This is a genomic window from Bacteroides sp. BFG-637 (assembly GCF_024793605.1).
Lineage (GTDB): Bacteria > Bacteroidota > Bacteroidia > Bacteroidales > Bacteroidaceae > Bacteroides > Bacteroides vicugnae.
Genome location: NZ_JANUPD010000002.1, coordinates 2,412,402 through 2,432,182 on the forward strand (window position 1 = coordinate 2,412,402; position 19,781 = coordinate 2,432,182).

The window sequence follows — 19,781 nt, forward strand, 5'->3', positions numbered from 1 at the left end:
TAAATGCAAGCTTTGATTATATAAATGAAACTTGCATTTGTATAATCAAAGCTTTTGTTTTTATAAACGCAACTTGCAATTATAGATTGCATTTAATGAAAAGCAAGTTTACATACTGGTAATAAGAAGTTTACCAGTAATCAAAAGAAAGTTTGTTGTTAATGAAAAAGAAGTTAGTTAGTAATGAGTAGGAAACAGGTTAGATATGTCTTTAGAAGTAACAGGTGGAGAAGAATTATGCAGGGTTAAGAAAACGGAGGGTGAAAGGCGGATGAAAGAGTAACCTTCACCCGCAAATGCCGATGAATAGGGCATTGTGAAAGGTGAAGGCTGTATTTGTGAAATTAAAAAATAGGTGTTAGGGGGAAATCTACCGATTGGTTACTGTTTATTTCCCCAGTGTGAGATGGTGGGAATAAAGTTGAAACTTTATAATTTTAAGCCAACTCTCTTTCCCTTATAAGAAACTGATTGATCGAACGTCGTAGCATCACCGTCACCACAACCTTTTCCCGGTTCTACAATGATAATATTGAATTTACGATTTTTCAGCATTCCTTTGTAATTACCTTGGCGGTCGTTAATCGTCAGGGTGCGGTCTTTATCATTCCACTTCATGGCAATGGTAGTGTGTGCTCCCTTTTCGTAATTGTAGTTGTCGAACTCATCTTCGTAAAGAGTAAATTCAGCGTCGGCGCCCGGATAAATGCGAAGTGTCAGATTATCCCATTTCTTTTCGGTGGAATATTGTACAGCCGGTCCCCAAGGTAGGATAGAACCTGCACGGACATAGACAGGCATGATGTCGATAGGCACTTCACGCTGGATGGTTTGTCCGCCTTTCAGGCTTTTTCCGGTCCAGAAATCAACCCATTGGGCACCTGCGGGTAGATAAACATCTGTCTTTCCTATCTTATTCATATTCTTCTGATAGCCGTTCTGTTTGTTGTCCTGCCATGTATAAAGCGAATCAGTTACGGGGCGGACAAGGAAATTACGGCCAAACATATACTCTGTATCCATCTCAAGTACTTTCTTATCTTTAGGAAAATCCATCATGAGTGGTCGGATGATGCTGCCCGCTTTGTTGGTAACTTCCCATGAAGTGCTGTAGAGATAGGGCAAAAGGCGATAGCGCAGGTGAGTATATTTTTCGAGTGCGTCATAAGCCCAGTCTCCTTTCTTGCCGAACTGGTATATTTCCACAGCTACCGGACTGGAATTGTGTGAACGCATGATCGGCTGGAATGCTCCCCACTGATACCAGCGCACGTGCAATTCATGATAAGCGATATTGTGTACATTATTGTTATATTTCCATGCGAAGAAGCCGCCCAGGTCGGTATTCCAGTATGGTATGCCGCATAGTGAGTAATTTAGTCCTGCCGCCAGTTGTTTCTTCATCACTTCCCAGGTAGAGACTACATCGCCGCTCCATGAATGTGACGCATAACGTTGCTGTCCTAGGAAAGACGAACGTGTGAGCAGGAATACCCGTTTGTCGGAAGTGGTGGCACGTTGATGTTCGTATACACCCTTGTTGGACATCAAAGGAAAAGCGTTGTGCACTCTGCGGAATGAACCCAGATAAGTGGGGGTATCAAAATCTTTGTCCTTGATTTCCAGATGATCCGGCTCGGTAGAGTCGAGCCACCAGCCATCCATTCCGAGATCGAAGATATTCTTTTTCATTTCTGCCCAATACATATCGCGTGCTGTCGGATTGAACGGATCGTAAGGTTTTACTCCGGCTTTGGGAGGCCATGTCTCGAAGTGAAGCAATGCTTTCAGGCTATCCATTTTCTGGTACATCTCTGTCCACGGACCGAACGAGGCCCATACTGAAATCATGATATGTGCATTCTGTTTATGTACATAGTCGATCATTTCTTTCGGACTTTTGATGCGTGGCGTTCCATAATTAGCATTTCTGTCTTCTCCGTTCGGGAGGAATTTCATGTATTCCGGATCACCCATTTTGTTGATATAGCGTGGGTTTTGGAATTTCATCGAGTTCCAGTTTTCGTTGCATCCCCAATATTGCCAGTCTTGGATGATACCGTCCAGTGGTACTTTCAGTTCACGGTACTTGTCTACTACTTCGCAGAGTTCGTCCGGACTTTTATAGCGTTCGCGGCATTGCCAGAATCCCAGTGTCCAGAGCGGATAGAGCGGGGCCTGACCGGTCAGCTCGCGCACTCCGGCTATTACACCGTCCGCATTGCCACCGTAAATGAAATAATAATCAGCGCAGTCGCCTACTTCCGAGTCGAACGACATCTCTTGCGGATTGTCGAGGAAAGTAGTGGGAGAGTAATTATCCCAATAAAGGGCATATCCTTTGACGGAATGAATAAACGGAATACAGATACTCATATTTTGATTGCGGAGGAGTAGTTTCTGGTTACGTTGGTTCACTTTACCCGTCTGCTGCTGTCCCAATCCGTAGATTACTTCGTCTTTATCCAGCAAAAAAGCCTGGCGGACATTGAAAGACGGAACACCTGCATCATTGAAAGGAGTGAATTGCGTTCCGTAATCTTTGTCCGTCAACAGACATTGGCCGGACGAATCGAAAAAATGGATACCCCCAGTCTTCGGGTTCACTTCCAGTTGGATAAGACGACTGCTTAATGTCACATTTTTCCCCTTTTCACCGAAAGAAACAGGAGTTGTCTCAGGCGTTTTGACAATGACCAGACTTTCTTTATTGCAAGATTTCTGACTGGGCGTCTTATAAACCCTGACAATGGAGGGTGAATAAAACTCAATGTTGACATCCATCCCCTGTGTGGCACACTTGATGCCTTGTGAGGTACGTTGTACATTTTGTGCTGTACCATTGCCTGCTGCAACCATTGTTGCACATACCAGCAAGAAACCGGCTTTTCTAATAAGATTCATTTTCATGGTTTTTAGTGCTTTATGATGCAGCAAAAGTAGGGCAGAGGCAAGTAAAACGGACAATAATCAGGTTGAAACAAACAGTAATCACGTTGATTTCTTCACTTTTTCGGCATATTCTGACGGGCGGCATCCGTACATTTCCTGAAAGCATTTGCTTAAATAACTGGAACTGCTAAAACCTGTGTGTTCCGCAATTTCTGTAATACTTAGCTTGCCCTCTGTTATCAGTTGTGCTGCCCGTTGCAGACGAATGTTGCGGATAAAGAGGCTGGGAGACTGATCGAGCATAGTCACCAGTTTGCGGTATAATCCCGTTCGCTCCATACAGAGGTCGCGGCTTAGTTGCTCCACCGAATAGCCATTGACGTGCAGATTCTGTTCCACCAGTTTGATGGCTTGTGCCAGAAATGCAGATTCTTCCGTGTCCTGTTGCTGATGGTCGGGAGACGTTTCTTCTATGCTACAGGTTAGAGAATTATTTTGTTCGATCAGGTTGCGTATACGGAGTAATAGAATCTCTTCTTTATGCTTGCGTTCCATTTCCTTTCTGCTCCAATAGATATACAATCGGATACCGGTGAAAACAATCAGTAATAAAATGATTGCATACAGGATATAAGCCGTGGTTGTTTTCCACCACGGTGCATGGATGGTTAATTTTATTGCTGTCACTTTGCCGTTCCACTGAAGAGGATTGTCCGAAGCCATGACTTTGAATGTATAATCTCCCGGTGGTAAATTGGTGTAAACAGCTTGAAGAAGACCTTTCCCCACAGTCGCATTTCCCTGTCTTCCTGCAAATGTACTCATCCATTGCGGGTCGATACCTTCCAGTTGATAACGGTAGTATGTGCGTTCATGATTGATATAATTCAATGCCGAAAATTCGAAAGTCAGGAAGTTTTGGTTATAGTCCAGTTCGATTTCGGTTGTATAAGGAGCAGCCTTGGACAGGATGATGCGGTTGCCATATTCTTTTCCAGTATTCACCTTTTCTCCATACAAGCGTAAGGCTGTGAAAACCGGCGGATCAGGAAGCATCGGATGAATGGAGTCCTTGTCGGGATGGAATATGTTAAAGCCATCAATACCACCCAAATAGAGAGTGCCGTCGGAAGAACTGAATACGGCATCTTTTATGTATTCGCCGTCCAAAGCACCGTCCAACTGATTGAACCGGGTGAAACTGATGTTCTTATTCTCCGGATTTATGTGGATGCGTGTGACACCATTACTGGTCGTTACCCAGATGTCTCGATATTTATCCTCAATGATACCCTGGATAAAGTTATTGCTCAATCCGTTTTCGCGGTAGAAGGTACGTGGGATAGAGTCGTTTTCGCTGGTGAAAAGTTCCAGTCCGTCAGGAGTTCCTGCCCATGTCCAGCCGCGTGTGTCGGTATATAATGTATGATATACTTTGTTTCTGAAATAACAGTTCCTTGGGGTGTTCAACCGGTTCAGGATTTCAGGAGAAATTGTAGGGATAGCTGCCGATTTCAATACATGGGATTTCTGCTCATTGACTGTCAGTCGATAAACTCGGGAATGAGCTTTTAGATAGATATTTCCATCTTTATCTTCGGCGAAAGATTCAATATTGATTTCTTCTTCCGGGGAGACGGGAAATGCATTGCGACCTATATGAGTCAGTTTATGCATGGACGGGTGATGATATAATAATCCCCGATTGAAAGTTCCGAGCCATAACCCTCCTTGCCGGTCTTGAAAGACAGTGCTGATTTCGGTAGAGACAATCTGTCTGTTTCCGGTTTCCAATAGGGGGATGTATTTTTGTGTTCCTGTGTGGAGGTCAATAATCCAAAACCCGTGAACGCAACTGATATAGGCTTTCTCACCATTAGGGGTAATGATAAGGGTATTGAGAGTATAGTTCTGTTCGAAGAGTTTTTTCCATGTGCGCTTGTGGCTATTGAAATAGAATAAACCGCCTTTACGCCCGTTGCGTAGTTGATAGAAGCCGTCTGCGCTTTTGATGACGAGAGAAGTATTTTGATATTCAGCCTGTTCGGATGCAGGATAAGCGGCTATATTGTATACAGTTTTTTGGTCGGCTATGTGGTAACAGGACACTTCGCCTGTGTCATAGAATAAATATAGGGAGGTACTGTCGGCATTCAGGTCCTGCAATTTTCCGGAATACTTGCCGGGCAAGGTTATACGGGTCTTGTTGTTTAATTCCAGTAATTCGTTAGCAATGAGTAGCCAGGTGTGTCCTGAACCGTCTACAAAAAGGTCTTCTACGGGGGCTTGTATCTCTCTGTTCTTAAAGTAAGCATCTAAATCAGGAATGTATTCCTCTCTGTACAGGTCAATGCACATCAGTTTGTGAGTATCTTTAATCCATAACAGAGAATCCCCACTCTGGTAAATGCGGTAATGCCCGTTATATTGGTTTAATGGATATACGTATTCCGTGGTGCGGTGAAGATAGCTGAAATGTACACCGTCGTATAAATTTACATTACCGCTGGTGGTGAATACCATTCTTCCGTCGGGCAACTGGAGGATATAACGTATTTGGTTATCACTCAATCCTTGCGACGCATTGATGGTGGTGAACAGGAATCCACCGGCATATATGAACGGTGTCATCCTGAAACAGAAAAATAAGCAGAGCAGAATCCGTATGTTTCTCAAGCTATTGGTAGTCATGGCTATTTCAATATTACAAAGGTAATTGTTTCTTTCGGAAATAAAGAGGATAGGGGGAATAATTATGATATAATCATTCTTGCGATATCATTCCTAATCTTTTAACACCCTTCACTTTGTCTACGCGAGGAAATCGTTTATCTTTGCGTAGTGAATACTTAAATATCATCCCATTATGATTTACCCCATAGGAATACAGAACTTTGAGAGTCTGATAAATGACGGTTATGTGTATGTGGACAAGACGGCGTTAGTCTATCAAATGGCTACTACCGGACGTTATTATTTTCTTAGCCGTCCCCGACGTTTTGGGAAGAGCTTGCTTCTTTCTACGCTGGAAGCTTATCTGAGTGGGAAAAAGGAACTTTTCAGAGGGCTTGCCATCGAGAAGCTGGAACATAAATGGGAGGAACATCCTATTCTTCATCTTGACTTGAACACCGCCAAATATGACGCGATGGATAGCTTGAATCATGTTCTTGATGACAGTCTCAAAAAATGGGAAGAGATATATGGCACCTTTCCTACAGAAGTAACCTTCGCCCTGCGCTTTAAAGGAATTGTAGAACGTGCTTACGAAAAGACCGGTCATCGCGTAGTTATTCTTGTGGATGAATATGACAAGCCTATGCTGCAAGCTATTGGCAACGAGGTGTTGCAGGCTGAATATCGCAGCACGCTGAAAGCTTTCTACTCTGTACTCAAAACGCAGGACCGCTATATCAAACTTGCTTTCCTGACAGGTGTGACGAAATTCGGCAAGGTGAGCGTGTTCAGTGATTTGAATAACCTGAATGATATCTCTATGGACGGCCGTTACATCAATATTTGCGGTATCACAGACGGAGAACTTCACGAATATTTTGATAATGATGTGGTACTGTTAGGTGAAAGAAATGGGTTGACAAAGGAGGAATGTTACACTAAACTGAAGGAACAGTACGATGGTTATCATTTTGACTACAAAACCGAAGGACTCTATAATCCTTTCAGTATCCTCAATACTTTAGCAAAAATGAAGTTTGCCGATTATTGGTTTGAAACAGGTACACCTTCATTCCTTGTTTATCTGATGAAGAATTCGAATTACCAATTAGATAAACTAACCGAAGAGCAAGTTCCCGGTGACTTTTTGAATAGCATTGACTCCATGTCACGCAATCCTATTCCTGTCATTTATCAGAGCGGATATCTCACGATAAAGGGATATGACGAACGTTTCGGCAACTATCAGTTGGGTTTTCCGAATAAGGAAGTGGAGAATGGTTTCATTAAATATTTGATACCTTTTTATACACCGGTAGAAGAGGAAAAACCGGATTTTTCATTACTAACTTTATCATGGACATTGAACGTGGAGATCCCGAAAGTTTTATGCAGCGGATGCAATCCATGTTTGCCGATACTGACTACAAGATAACGGGGAAGATGGAACTTTATTTTCAAAATGCAATGTATCTGGTGTTCAAAATGTTGGGCTTTTATACCGACGTAGAACGTACCACTAGTAATGGGCGTATAGACATTGTGTTGAAAACCAAAGACTATATTTACGTGATGGAACTGAAACTTGATGGTACTGCCGACGATGCTTTGCGTCAGATAGAGGAGAAGGACTATGCTTTGCCTTTTGCTAAAGATTCCCGCAAATTATATAAGATAGGTGTTGACTTCTCTTCCGAGACACGCGGCATTAAGGAGTGGAAAATAATCCCTGATGCTGATGCATAGTGCATTGTGAAAGTTATGTAGCGGCCTTAGGGATTAATATATCTTCCCAAAAACAACCAATATCAATATCATGCAAACAGTATAGTTGGTCATTGAAATATGGAATAATGGATAGGTGGAAAGTGGAGTAATGTCGTATTATATATAATGGCAATGAGACTCATTTGCGAAAAGATGGCCTTATAAAAGCTTTTCATACGAATAATGGTCTTTTTGTATCCCTTTTTGACGTAAATTTGGACTCTATTTATCTAAGTATGGAGTACCTTTGTAGACGAAAAACCTAAAATAATATCATGAATTTGAATAGACATTACTTACTACTGTTGCTGATAGCAATGTTGTTGATCCCTGCACAGGATCTGTCTGCGAAAAAGAAAAAACAAGTAAAAGAACCGAACGACCGTGAACTGTGGGCGGGAGTATTATATCGAATGGCTGAACCCGTGCTTAGTAATATGAGTGAGGGCAAGTTGCAACAGAACATGTTGGTAGAGTTGAGTCCGACATGGGATGGACGAAATAAGAATGTCACTTATATGGAGTGCTTCGGGCGTTTGATGGCAGGACTGGCTCCCTGGATTTCATTGCCGGATGATGATACGGCAGAAGGTGTTCAGCGTAAACAGTTGCGCGAATGGGCGTTAAAGAGTTATGCGCAGGCTGTAGATCCGGAAAGTCCCGATTATTTGTTGTGGAGAAAAGAGGGACAGACGTTGGTGGATGCAGCCTATATTGCAGAAAGTTTCATAAGAGGATATGATGCCTTGTGGGTTCCGCTGGACAGTGTGACAAAACAACGTTATATTACCGAATTTACACAACTTCGCCGAGTAGACCCTCCTTATACTAACTGGTTGTTATTCTCTGCCACAGTGGAATCTTTCCTGCGTAAGGCTGGTGCACCGAGTGATACTTATCGCATTGCTTCGGCTCTACGTAAAGTGGAAGAATGGTATGTGGGAGATGGCTGGTATTCGGACGGTCCGGATTTTGCTTTTGACTATTATAATAGTTTCGTTTTGCACCCTATGTATATAGAACCGTTGGAAATCATGACAAATGCCGGTAAGAACAAAGTCTGGAATATGCCGGATTGCGATTATAATCGTGCAGTCAAACGGATGCAACGCTTTGGAATAATTCTGGAACGGTTTATTTCTCCGGAAGGTACGCTCCCAGTATTCGGGCGTTCTATCACGTACCGTACAGGAACTTTACAACCTTTGGCATTGCTGGCATGGAGAGAGTGGCTCCCTAAAGAATTACCAAATGGACAAGTACGTGCAGCTATGACGGCAGTTATCAAACGAATGTTTAGTGATAATCATAATTTCAATGAAAAAGGATTCCTGACTTTAGGATTCAATGGTAAGCAGCCGAATATATCAGACTGGTATACGAATAATGGTAGCTTATATATGGCTTCACTCGCATTCCTCCCATTGGGACTTCCGGCAGAACATCCATTCTGGACTTCACCTGCCGAGGATTGGACAAGTAAGAAAGCCTGGGAGGGGAAAGATTTCCCGAAAGATCATGCTGTTCATTAAGATGGACTAACTAATAAAGATTTATATATGACTAGACTATTATTATTTATTGTAGTTTGTCTTGGCTTGCTGCCGATGCCGGTACAAGCTCAGAAAAACGCTGCATTTATCCCCAGAGAAGTTTGGAAAGATACGGACGGGAATCCGATCAATGCCCATGGTGGTGGACTTCTATATCATAACGGCACTTACTATTGGTATGGCGAATACAAGAAAGGGAAAACCATTTTGCCTGACTGGGCTACGTGGGAGTGTTATCGTACGGATGTGACCGGAGTAGGTTGTTACTCTTCTAAAGATTTGCTGAATTGGAAATTTGAGGGTATTGTACTTCCGGCAGTTAAAGACGATCCAAATCATGACCTGCACCCCTCCAAAGTATTGGAACGTCCGAAAGTGGTTTATAATAAGAAAACGGGCAAATTTGTAATGTGGGCCCATGTGGAAAGTGCTGATTACAGTAAGGCTTGTGCCGGAGTGGCAGTTTCCGATTCTCCTGTCGGTCCGTTCGTTTATCAGGGAAGCTTTCGTCCGAATAATGCGATGAGCCGCGATCAGACTGTTTTTGTGGATGATGATAGACGTGCTTATCAGTTTTATTCTTCAGAAAATAATGAAACGATGTATATCAGCCTTCTGACTGATGATTATCTGAAACCGAGCGGACGTTTTACACGCAATTTCGTAAAAGAATCGAGGGAGGCTCCGGCTGTGTTTAAATATAATGGTAAATATTATATGTTAAGTTCCGGTTGTACTGGTTGGGATCCTAATATAGCCGAGATCGCAGTAGCCGATTCTATTATGGGAACATGGAAGACAATCGGAAACCCTTGTACGGGACCGGATGCAGATAAAACGTTTTATGCCCAGAGTACTTATGTCCAGCCCGTTGTCGGAAAGAAGGATGCATATATTGCCATGTTCGACCGTTGGAAGAAGAAGGACTTGGAAGATTCCCGTTATGTATGGTTGCCTGTGTTGGTAAAAGATGGGAAAATAACGATCCCTTGGCATGAAAAATGGAACCTATCTATCTTTGACAAATAAAAAATAAATATGAAACGGATACTGCTACTACTTTGCGGAATAATGCTCGTTCCCGTTATTGCCTGTTCCCAGCATCTGGTTGAAGTGGGAAAGGGGTATAGCTGTACTTCGGTCAATACGACGGTCTTTCGGAATAACTCGCTGGTTACACACGGTGATGAACAATATATCAGTTATTACGATAACGATGGCTATCTGGTACTTGGAAAGCGGAAACTGGATTCGGAACAATGGACATTACATCGCACCCAATATCAGGGAAATGTGAAGGATGCTCATAATATAATTAGTATGATGATAGATGGAGAAGGATACATACACGTTTCTTTTGACCATCATGGACATCCATTGAATTATTGCCGGAGCATTGCTCCCGGTTCTTTGGAACTGGGGGATAAAATGCCCATGACCGGAGTTGACGAAGCAAATGTCACCTATCCGGAGTTCTATCCTTTATCCGGAGGAGATTTATTGTTTGTTTACCGCTCCGGTTCTTCGGGGCGTGGAAATCTGGTAATGAACCGTTATTCGCTGAAAGAACATAAATGGACTCGTGTGCAGGATATACTGATCGATGGGGAAAATAAACGGAATGCCTATTGGCAGTTATATGTTGATGAGAAAGGGACGATTCATCTTTCATGGGTATGGCGCGAGACCTGGCATGTGGAAACAAACCATGATATTTGTTATGCCCGTTCTTTCGATAATGGGGTAACCTGGTATAAGACGAGTGGAGAACAATATGAACTCCCGATCAAATTGTCCAATGCGGAGTATGCCTGTCACTTGCCTCAAAACTGTGAGTTGATTAATCAGACGAGTATGAGTGCTGATGCGGGAGGAAATCCGTATATAGCTACTTATTGGCGGGAACCCGATAGTGATGTTCCTCAATACCGCATCGTCTGGAATGACGGGAAGGTGTGGCATCAACGGCAGATAACCGATCGCCAGACACCTTTTACCTTGAAGGGTGGAGGTACGAAAATGATCCCTATTGCCCGTCCGCGTATTGTGGTAGAAGGTGGAGAAGTCTTTTATATTTTCCGTGACGAAGAACGGGGAAGTCGTGTGTCGATGGCATATGCGAATGATGTGGGTACGAGTAAGTGGACGATAACGGATCTGACGGATTTTTCCGTGGATGCTTGGGAACCCTCTCATGATACGGAACTTTGGAAAAAGCAGCGGAAACTGCATCTCTTTGTACAACACACCCGTCAGGGAGATGGTGAACGCACAGCGGAAATTGAGCCTCAAATGATATATGTATTGGAAACGAATATGGATACAAATAAATAAAGGTATGAAGAAACGATATGCAACTCTTTTTTCTGCACTCTTTCTAGGCGGTGCAATCTGTGCAAGTTGTACGGATAAGAAGGATGCTTCTGCTGAAGAAGTGATAAACACCATTCATAAAGTGAATCATTATTGGCAGACGAATCATCCGGAACACGGACGTTCTTTTTGGGATAATGCCGCCTATCACACCGGAAATATGGAAGCTTATTTTTTGACTAAGCAGCCGGACTATTTGGAATACTCGAAAGCCTGGGCGGAACATAATGAATGGAAAGGGGCAAAATCAGATCATAAGGAAAACTGGAAGTACAGTTACGGTGAAAGTGATGATTATGTGCTTTTCGGTGACTATCAGATTTGTTTCCAGACGTATGCCGATCTCTATAATCTGGAACCGGATACACAGAAAATAGCCCGTGCCCGCGAAGTGATGGAATATCAGATGAGTACCCCCAATCATGATTATTGGTGGTGGGCAGATGGCTTGTATATGGTCATGCCGGTCATGACAAAGATGTATAATATAACTAAGAATCCGCTCTATTTGGAGAAATTGCATGAATACCTCGCCTATGCTGATAGTATTATGTATGATGAAGAGGCCGGACTCTATTATCGGGATGGAAAATACGTGTTTCCTAAACATAAAAGTGTGAACGGCAAAAAGGATTTTTGGGCACGTGGAGACGGCTGGGTATTGGCCGGATTGGCAAAAGTCTTGAAAGAACTTCCTGAAACAGATAAGTATCGTCCGGAATATATAGACCGTTTCCGTACCCTGGCTAAGTCGGTTGCTGCTTGTCAACAGCCGGAAGGCTACTGGACACGCAGTATGCTCGACCCGCTGCATGCACCGGGACCGGAAACCAGTGGAACGGCTTTCTTTACCTATGGTTTACAATGGGGAATCAATAACGGTTTCCTGGATGCTGCAGAATATCAGCCGGTGGTTGAAAAAGCATGGAAATATCTTTCAACAGTTGCTTTGCAGCCTGATGGCAAGATTGGATATGTGCAACCGATTGGTGAGAAAGCGATACCCGGTCAGGTGGTAGACGCAAACTCCACTTCGAATTTTGGAGTAGGTGCGTTTCTATTGGCAGCCTGCGAACGGGTTCGTTATTTGAATAAATAAATACAGGCACGGATTACACGGATTTCACAGCTCTTAGAGGCATGTCTTAATATAAGTCAACAGCGTAATCCGTGTAATCCGTGCCTAAAATTTAATTCAGCATCAAGCTCATATATGGCTTTAACGGCCGAAGTATTCTATTGGTTAATTCGCTAATATTCATTTGTATATGTGCACCGGGCAGTCGCTCGGTATTATACATGCACTTTCCTTTGCACAGGTAATAATAGCCGTTATTTACAGACAATTGTTTGTCTGATAATTCCAGTTGCATTTCATCTTCGGGAAAAGCTGCGGCATAGATTTGCAGCACTTCTTTGGCATTGATGATACGTGCCATGCCTAGCGGATGTTGAGGCTGTTTATCTTCGGGAGGCAGTAGTTGAACCATGCGCTTGCATCCGGTGTGCTGCCTGATCGCATACAATAAACTATATTCCACATCCTTATCATCAGCGCAAAGTTCATTGATAATGATCTGTTTTTCTCCTTTATATATAATGGTTATTCCTTTGATTTCGTTTTCCTGTCTGGCTACAAATAAATAACCTCCGCTAATGGCAAGATCGGTCATAATAACCTGAAAGTCTTCCGGTGTGTGCTGAATACAGCAAGGCCGTTCGGAAAGCTTCTTATTCAAATAGGAATAGACCTCCTCCTGAAATTCTGAAACAACACTGACCGCTATCTCTTTAGAAGGGATAAACTCGGGCAAAACGATCTCTTTAGTTGAATACTTGAATACCGAAGCATATCCCATGCGGGCATAATAATCGAACAACCAGGGTTCCGCCGGTATCAATGTGCTGAAGTGTACCCCATTCCGTAACATCCGGGCGAAAGACTGTGATAAAAGCTCGCGCATGACCCCTTTGCTTCGATAATCGGGATGCGTACAGGCTCCTGAAATATAGGAGGTCTGCACGGTCTCTCCACCAAAAGTCATCGGATAAGGAAGCATCTGAAGGGCAGAGATTACCTCATCACCACTTTGGATGGCGACGTTCACCTCTGTCTTGTAGCGCAGTCCGAAGTACATCTCGACGAATTCTTCACTATCGTCAAAACAGACTTTCCACAATGCTTTTACTTGCTCCTTTATCATCATATTTATAAAGAGTTTACCATTTAACCATATTCATGGGATGCTCCTTGAGGCAAGCCATGTATTTCTCCAGAATCGTCACCGGTTGGTAAGACAATTTGGCTTTGCGCAAACCTTCAATACCTAAATCCTCTTCCCGGTTGATATAAATATATTGCTCAGGAATCCGGTTGGCGAATTCATAATTAATCATAGCATATGCACCCTCAATGCTGGTATCCGCTTTTTCTACATGTACACCGAACGTTTCATGATTGATAGGCATACCGAATGTAAATGCCACGATTTTACCGTTCACATGAAGAATTCCACCCGTCAGCCCGAGTGCTTCGAAGTTATGAAGTGCATAGATCAGGGCACGGCGTTCATTGCCCGTTCCTTCCTGTTGGTCACAATTGTTCACTTTACACCATTCTGCTTCCAGATCGAGGCATTCCTGAATACGGTCTGGGGTAATCGGTGTATACTCATAATCCGGATAAGTGTTGCGGAACCGGTTGATATGATTTCTTTTCGCTTGGAATTTCTTACCTTTCAACGTCGAAAGATCGCTTCTTAAATAGATATAATCAGCATAGTCGCGATCTTCTGTGAAAGTGAACTGTTCCGGAAGGATGGTCTCAAGTTCGGTGCGCATATTACTACACACTCCTAACATACAGAAATGATGGTTTTCTTTGCGGGCATCTTCTATCAGCTCCCGCAATATTGCTTTCAAATCTCCTGTACCTACGGGCATCATATAAGCAAGCTGATCTCCTGCCCAGAACTTGAACACCAGAAAATTATCGACTACTGCAAATTGGGTATCATATAAAAACCTCCAGCTACAAAGATTTGAGAATGAAAGATCGCAATTGCGGCGATTACTTTTCATCGTGAATGAGGTGATTGTGTCCCTGTCTGTTAATGTAATATCTTTAAATGGAATCATAAGATTGCTTTTTTGCGTTTAACTCTTTATATAACGGAAAATCAAGAGATTTTGTTTTTACAAAACACCTAATAATCGAAGGATTGTAGGTGTCAGCAATGCAGTGAATATTCCATTCAACGTCAGTCCCAGACTAGCATAGGCTCCGTATTTGCTGCTGATATCCATTGCGGTAGAGGTGCCGACGGCATGGGCGGCTGTTCCCATTGAAAGTCCTTGGGCGATCGGGCTGCCTACATGCATGATTTTCATTGTTTTAAAACCACAGATAGCGCCTAATAAACCTACTGCTACAACAACTGCCGCCGTCAGTGACGGAATACCGCCGATGGCTTTGGTTACTTCCATCGCAATGGGAGTCGTAACCGATTTTGGAGCCAGCGACAGGATTACTTCTTGTGAAGCTCCCATGAACTTTGCAATCAGTACTACTGAAATAACTCCGACGATGCAGCCTGCCAGTTGAGACAGTAGAATAGGCAACAACTGTTTTTTTATCATTTCCAGTTGTAGATATAAAGGTACGCCTAAAGCCACAACGGCCGGGCGTAGCCAGAATTCGATCAGATGTCCTCCTTTATTATATGTCTCATAAGAGATATGGGTCATTTTAAGGAAGATGATTAATAGTGCGATGGTCAGCAATATAGGATTTAATAATACCAGTCCTGTTTTCTTCTGAAGCAGTTTGGCAAAGAAGAAAATCCCGAAGGTAATAGCCAACAGGAAGAAATTATTTTCTAAGAAACTCATTTGTCTTTATTCGTTAAGTTGATTTTATCTTTAAGGTGTAGTTTCTCCGGTAGATGGAAATCTGACAGATGAAGTTTGCGTGCCAGTTTGATCTGATGCGCCAGTCTGAACTTGCGAACGATCTGATGTACCCATCCCGTTACGACAAGTACAAGTGCGGTACTGACAATGGTAGCTATCACAATTGGCCAGAATTCTGCCGCAATAACATCAAAGTATAGCATAAGAGCCACACCGGGTGGAACGAAAAAGAATCCCAAGTTAGCAACCAGAAAGTCAGACAACCCCTGTACCCAGTGTAATTTAATCCAACCTAATTTTAAAAAGAGGGTGAGCAGCAGCATGCCAATGATGCTGGAGGGGAGCTTGATACCCGTAAAATAAACAATTAATTCACCCAAAGCCAAACAGCCAAATAAAATGGCGCACTGACGTATCATATACTAATAACCTATTGATTTTGTTTTGAAAACGCTGCAAAGGTATGAAAAATAGGAGTACAGTGTTAAATATTATAATATTTTAGACTTGAAAGAGAAAAATAGGCGAAATTGTAATGTGGATGTTGCAAAATTGAGTACTTTTGCACCGCAAATTACAAATTGTAATGAGGTTTTATAATAATATTCAATATATCTATGCTCAATTTAATCAACCAAATCGTGGCGCGTGCGAAAGCAAATCGCCAACGTATTGTTCTTCCGGAAGGAACTGAAGAACGCACATTGAAAGCTGCCAATATGATTTTGACAGACGAAGTAGCCGATCTAATTTTACTGGGTAAACCGGCTGAAATTAATGAACTTGCTACAAAATGGGGATTGGGAAACATCGGTAAAGCTACTATCATTGATCCTGAAACTTCTCCGAAACACGAAGAATACGCACAGTTGTTGTGTGAACTTCGTAAAAAGAAGGGGATGACTATCGAAGAAGCCCGCAAATTGACGAGCGATCCTTTGTTCTATGGTTGTTTAATGATTAAGAGCGGTGATGCTGACGGTCAGTTGGCCGGTGCCCGCAACACGACCGGTAACGTACTGCGTCCTGCTTTACAGATTATCAAGACTGCACCGGGAATCACTTGCGTGTCTGGTGCTATGTTGCTTTTGACTCATGCTCCTGAATACGGAAAGAACGGTATTCTAGTCATGGGAGATGTTGCCGTAACTCCGGTTCCGGATGCTAACCAGCTGGCACAGATTGCTGTTTGTACCGCTCAAACTGCGAAAGCTGTTGCCGGTATTGAAAATCCGAAAGTAGCTCTGTTGAGCTTCTCTACCAAAGGTTCTGCTAAACACGAAGTAGTGGATAAGGTGGTAGAAGCTACTAAGATTGCGAAAGAGATGGCTCCTACTCTTGATCTGGATGGTGAAATGCAGGCTGATGCTGCTCTTGTACCGGAAGTCGGTGCTAGCAAGGCGCCGGGTTCTCCAGTTGCAGGACAAGCAAATGTGCTGATCGTTCCGAGTCTGGAGGTTGGTAATATTTCTTATAAATTAGTTCAACGTCTGGGACATGCTGATGCTGTCGGCCCGATTCTTCAGGGTATTGCTTGTCCGGTAAACGACTTGTCTCGTGGTTGTTCTATCGAGGATGTATATCGCATGATTGCTATTACGGCTAATCAGGCCATTGCAGCAAAAGCGAATAAATAAGTATTAGATATAAAGTATTAAGTATAAATCGACAACAACATGAAGATTCTGGTATTGAACTGCGGAAGTTCATCTATTAAATATAAATTGTTCGATATGACCACCAAAGAGGTGATTGCACAAGGTGGTATTGAAAAAATCGGTCTGAAAGGATCATTCTTGAAACTGACTTTGCCGAATGGTGAGAAGAAAATTTTGGAAAAAGATATTCCGGAACATACAATAGGAGTAGAGTTTATCCTGAATACATTGACCCACCCCGAATATGGTGCTATCAAATCTTTGGATGAGATTAATGCTGTAGGTCACCGTATGGTACACGGGGGAGAGCGTTTCAGCGAATCTGTATTGCTGAATAAAGAAGTTTTGGAAGCTTTCGCAGCTTGTAATGACTTGGCTCCACTTCACAATCCTGCTAACTTGAAAGGGGTGAATGCTGTTTCTGCTATTCTTCCTGACATTCCGCAGGTAGGTGTATTTGATACGGCTTTCCATCAGACAATGCCGGATTATGCTTATATGTATGCTATTCCTCACGAACTGTATGAAAAGTATGGTGTACGTCGTTATGGTTTCCACGGAACTTCTCATCGTTATGTGTCAAAGCGTGTATGTGAATTCCTGGGTGTAAATCCGGTAGGACAGAAAATTATCACTTGCCACATTGGTAACGGTGGTTCTATCGCTGCTATCAAAGATGGTAAATGTATGGATACTACGATGGGCTTGACTCCGTTGGAAGGCTTGATGATGGGGACTCGTAGCGGTGATATTGATGCCGGTGCAGTAACATTTATCATGGAAAAAGAAGGCTTGAATACGACCGGTGTTTCTAATCTGTTGAACAAGAAGAGCGGTGTACTGGGTATTTCAGGCGTATCAAGCGATATGCGTGAACTCTTGGCTGCTTGTGCGGCTGGTAATGAGAAAGCAATCCTTGCTGAGAAGATGTATTATTACCGTATCAAGAAATATATCGGCGCTTATGCTGCTGCATTGGGTGGTGTGGATATTATCCTGTTTACAGGTGGCGTTGGTGAAAATCAGATGGAATGTCGTCGTGAAGTTTGTAAGGATATGGAATTCATGGGTATCGAACTTGATAATGAAGTAAATGCTAAGGTTCACGGTGAAGAAGCAATCATTTCTACTCCTGCTTCTAAAGTGAAAGTGGTAGTGATCCCGACAGACGAAGAACTGTTGATCGCATCGGATACAATGGATATCCTGAAGAAATAACAGATTAATCAGTTAGAAATAAAAAAGATGGATTCAATTTTGAGTCCATCTTTTTTTATGTGAGTCCGTCCGGGTACTTATAGTTTGGTAACTTTAGTAATTACACCTATTCTGCTGCCAGTTGCTATTGTTTGGATGCATCATCCAATACCTTCCATTTATTTTTTGTCAATCAGAGAAGCAGTTTCCTTTTTTTTGTCTTACTTTGCATATCAATAGTTATATCCCGTTTTTGATATGCGTTACTCCGTCATAATTCCCGTTTATAATCGTCCCGATGAAGTGGATGAATTATTGCAAAGTCTTACAGTGCAACACTTTAAGGATTTTGAAGTTGTTGTTGTTGAAGATGGTTCTTCCATTCCCTGCAAAGGAGTAGTAGACCGGTATGCAGATCGGTTGAATATAAAATATTTCTCTAAACCCAATTCCGGTCCGGGACAAACCCGTAATTACGGAGCAGAACGTAGCGAAGGAGAATACCTTATTATATTGGATTCTGATGTCATCCTTCCCGAAGGCTACTTCGATGCGGTAGAGAAGGAGCTTACCACTTCTCCTGCCGATGCTTTTGGTGGCCCCGACCGTGCACACGATTCTTTCACTGATATTCAGAAGGCAATCAACTATTCCATGACCTCTTTCTTCACGACCGGAGGTATCCGTGGCGGAAAAAAGAAGATGGACAAATTCTATCCCCGTAGTTTTAATATGGGAGTTCGCCGGGCAGTGTACGAGGCTTTGGGAGGTTTTTCAAAGATGCGTTTTGGGGAGGATATTGATTTCAGTATCCGTATCTTTAAGAATGGGTACACTTGTCGTCTTTTTCCTGATGCCTGGGTATATCATAAACGTCGGACTGACTTGAAGAAATTTTTCAAGCAGGTGCATAATTCCGGCATTGCCCGTATTAATCTTTATAAGAAATATCCGGATTCTCTGAAACTGGTGCATTTGCTTCCAGCCGTATTTACATTGGGAGTGGCGCTTCTATTATTAGGAACCCCCTTCTGCCTCTTCAGTTTCACGCCGATCATTCTCTATGCATTGCTCGTATGCATTGATTCTACTATTCAGAATAAAAGTCTGTCTATTGGCGTTTATTCCATTGCTGCCGCATTTATACAGCTTATAGGCTATGGTACAGGTTTTTGGCGCGCATGGTGGCAGCGTTGTATCAGAGGGAAGGATGAGTTTGAGGCTTTCCAAAAGAATTTTTATAAGTAATCCATTTTTTATTTGCCTATTACCATTCCTATTTTTGTTTAAAAGGTGCGACAAGAAGTCGTACAAGTAATTGTTCAGCATAATGTCTGAACCTGTTGTTCCGTCAACAGTAGCCTAAAGAGGCGTGCTTTACGAGTAATTGTTTGGTGCGAAGCCCTCTTGACAATATGGTTCTATGCAGAAATATCCAATGTATAGGCTGTTAGGCTGACCGATATGAGTAACGTATGTGAACCGCTGCACCATCGTAACAAAAGAATAGCTTACGGATATTTACAAGCTATAGCCAAAATGGCGGGCAGTCAGGATAGTTCTCTCTTTTTCAGGACTACACGGATGCAGCACTGCCGGTGGATGGGCGGACTTTAAGTCGGTCGTAAGTTACTTGTACGGAACTTGGTAAGCCCGTATCTCTCCTGTCCTTTATCGGGCAGGTAAGCCAATCGCAAGAGAAGCCGAATGATGTGCGGGTAAAGGATTGCGGAGAAAGCGAACGCTTCCGTGT

General features: G+C 42.8%; 14 protein-coding genes and 1 pseudogene. 9 read left to right on the plus strand and 6 right to left on the minus strand.

Translation table 11 applies throughout. The features are described 5' to 3' along the window. Positions 1 to 429: 429 nt before the first annotated feature. Together NXX38_RS09360 and NXX38_RS09365 are read right to left on the minus strand one after the other, a co-directional pair. The gene (locus NXX38_RS09360; protein WP_409012860.1) at positions 430 to 2,910 is read right to left on the minus strand and encodes a glycoside hydrolase family 31 protein; all 2,481 of its coding nucleotides are present in this window, start codon (positions 2,908 to 2,910) and stop codon (positions 430 to 432) included. Between the two features lie 81 nt (positions 2,911 to 2,991). Further along, positions 2,992 to 5,583: a helix-turn-helix domain-containing protein gene (locus tag NXX38_RS09365; RefSeq protein WP_258979361.1), complete on the minus strand. Its 2,592-nt coding sequence runs from the start codon at positions 5,581 to 5,583 to the stop codon at positions 2,992 to 2,994. Between the two features lie 175 nt (positions 5,584 to 5,758). On the opposite strand from NXX38_RS09365, the pseudogene NXX38_RS09370 reads away from it, so the two are divergent. The 5 genes and pseudogenes from NXX38_RS09370 to NXX38_RS09390 all read left to right on the plus strand — a co-directional run bounded on the left by NXX38_RS09370 (position 5,759) and on the right by NXX38_RS09390 (position 12,360). After that, a pseudogene (locus NXX38_RS09370) lies at positions 5,759 to 7,314 on the plus strand (ATP-binding protein). A 296-nt stretch (positions 7,315 to 7,610) separates the two neighbouring features. Next, complete coding sequence (locus tag NXX38_RS09375; RefSeq protein ID WP_217721876.1) at positions 7,611 to 8,867, plus strand: DUF2264 domain-containing protein; 1,257 nt, start codon at positions 7,611 to 7,613, stop codon at positions 8,865 to 8,867. 27 nt (positions 8,868 to 8,894) lie between these two features. Further along, positions 8,895 to 9,917 carry a glycoside hydrolase family 43 protein gene (locus NXX38_RS09380; protein WP_258979362.1) on the plus strand — a complete coding sequence of 341 codons (1,023 nt, stop codon included), beginning with the start codon at positions 8,895 to 8,897 and terminating at the stop codon, positions 9,915 to 9,917. Between the two features lie 9 nt (positions 9,918 to 9,926). Continuing rightward, a complete protein-coding gene (locus NXX38_RS09385; RefSeq protein WP_258979363.1) occupies positions 9,927 to 11,222 on the plus strand; it encodes a BNR repeat-containing protein in 1,296 nt (431 codons plus the stop codon). Positions 11,223 to 11,226: 4 nt separating this feature from the next. Further along, the gene (locus NXX38_RS09390) at positions 11,227 to 12,360 is read left to right on the plus strand and encodes a glycoside hydrolase family 88 protein (RefSeq protein ID WP_258979364.1); all 1,134 of its coding nucleotides are present in this window, start codon (positions 11,227 to 11,229) and stop codon (positions 12,358 to 12,360) included. Between the two features lie 91 nt (positions 12,361 to 12,451). Here the strand turns inward: NXX38_RS09390 and NXX38_RS09395 are convergent, their stop codons facing one another. The 4 genes from NXX38_RS09395 to NXX38_RS09410 are packed head-to-tail and all read right to left on the minus strand — an operon-like array spanning position 12,452 to position 15,592. After that, a complete protein-coding gene (locus tag NXX38_RS09395; protein WP_217721884.1) occupies positions 12,452 to 13,468 on the minus strand; it encodes a GNAT family N-acetyltransferase in 1,017 nt (338 codons plus the stop codon). 13 nt (positions 13,469 to 13,481) lie between these two features. Next, a complete protein-coding gene (locus NXX38_RS09400) occupies positions 13,482 to 14,399 on the minus strand; it encodes a DUF2156 domain-containing protein (RefSeq protein WP_258979365.1) in 918 nt (305 codons plus the stop codon). 57 nt (positions 14,400 to 14,456) lie between these two features. Further along, entirely contained in the window at positions 14,457 to 15,152 is a 696-nt protein-coding gene (locus NXX38_RS09405; protein WP_148363985.1) for an LrgB family protein, read from the minus strand. Then, on the minus strand, positions 15,149 to 15,592 hold the full coding sequence (locus NXX38_RS09410) for a CidA/LrgA family protein (RefSeq protein ID WP_148363984.1): 444 nt from the start codon (positions 15,590 to 15,592) through the stop codon (positions 15,149 to 15,151). The genes NXX38_RS09405 and NXX38_RS09410 overlap by 4 nt, the downstream gene beginning before the upstream one ends. Before the next feature lie 198 nt (positions 15,593 to 15,790). Here NXX38_RS09410 and pta point away from each other — a divergent pair, with 198 nt between their 5' ends. The 4 genes from pta (at position 15,791) to NXX38_RS09430 (ending at position 19,645) form a co-directional block, all read left to right on the plus strand. Further along, entirely contained in the window at positions 15,791 to 16,810 is a 1,020-nt protein-coding gene (gene pta, locus NXX38_RS09415; protein ID WP_148363983.1) for a phosphate acetyltransferase, read from the plus strand. A 39-nt stretch (positions 16,811 to 16,849) separates the two neighbouring features. Beyond that, on the plus strand, positions 16,850 to 18,049 hold the full coding sequence (locus tag NXX38_RS09420; RefSeq protein ID WP_148363982.1) for an acetate kinase: 1,200 nt from the start codon (positions 16,850 to 16,852) through the stop codon (positions 18,047 to 18,049). 237 nt (positions 18,050 to 18,286) lie between these two features. After that, a complete protein-coding gene (locus NXX38_RS09425) occupies positions 18,287 to 19,276 on the plus strand; it encodes a glycosyltransferase family 2 protein (protein ID WP_148363981.1) in 990 nt (329 codons plus the stop codon). Between the two features lie 216 nt (positions 19,277 to 19,492). Continuing rightward, positions 19,493 to 19,645, plus strand: coding sequence for a hypothetical protein (locus NXX38_RS09430; protein WP_167511788.1), 153 nt, complete (start codon positions 19,493 to 19,495; stop codon positions 19,643 to 19,645). Positions 19,646 to 19,781 lie beyond the last annotated feature (136 nt).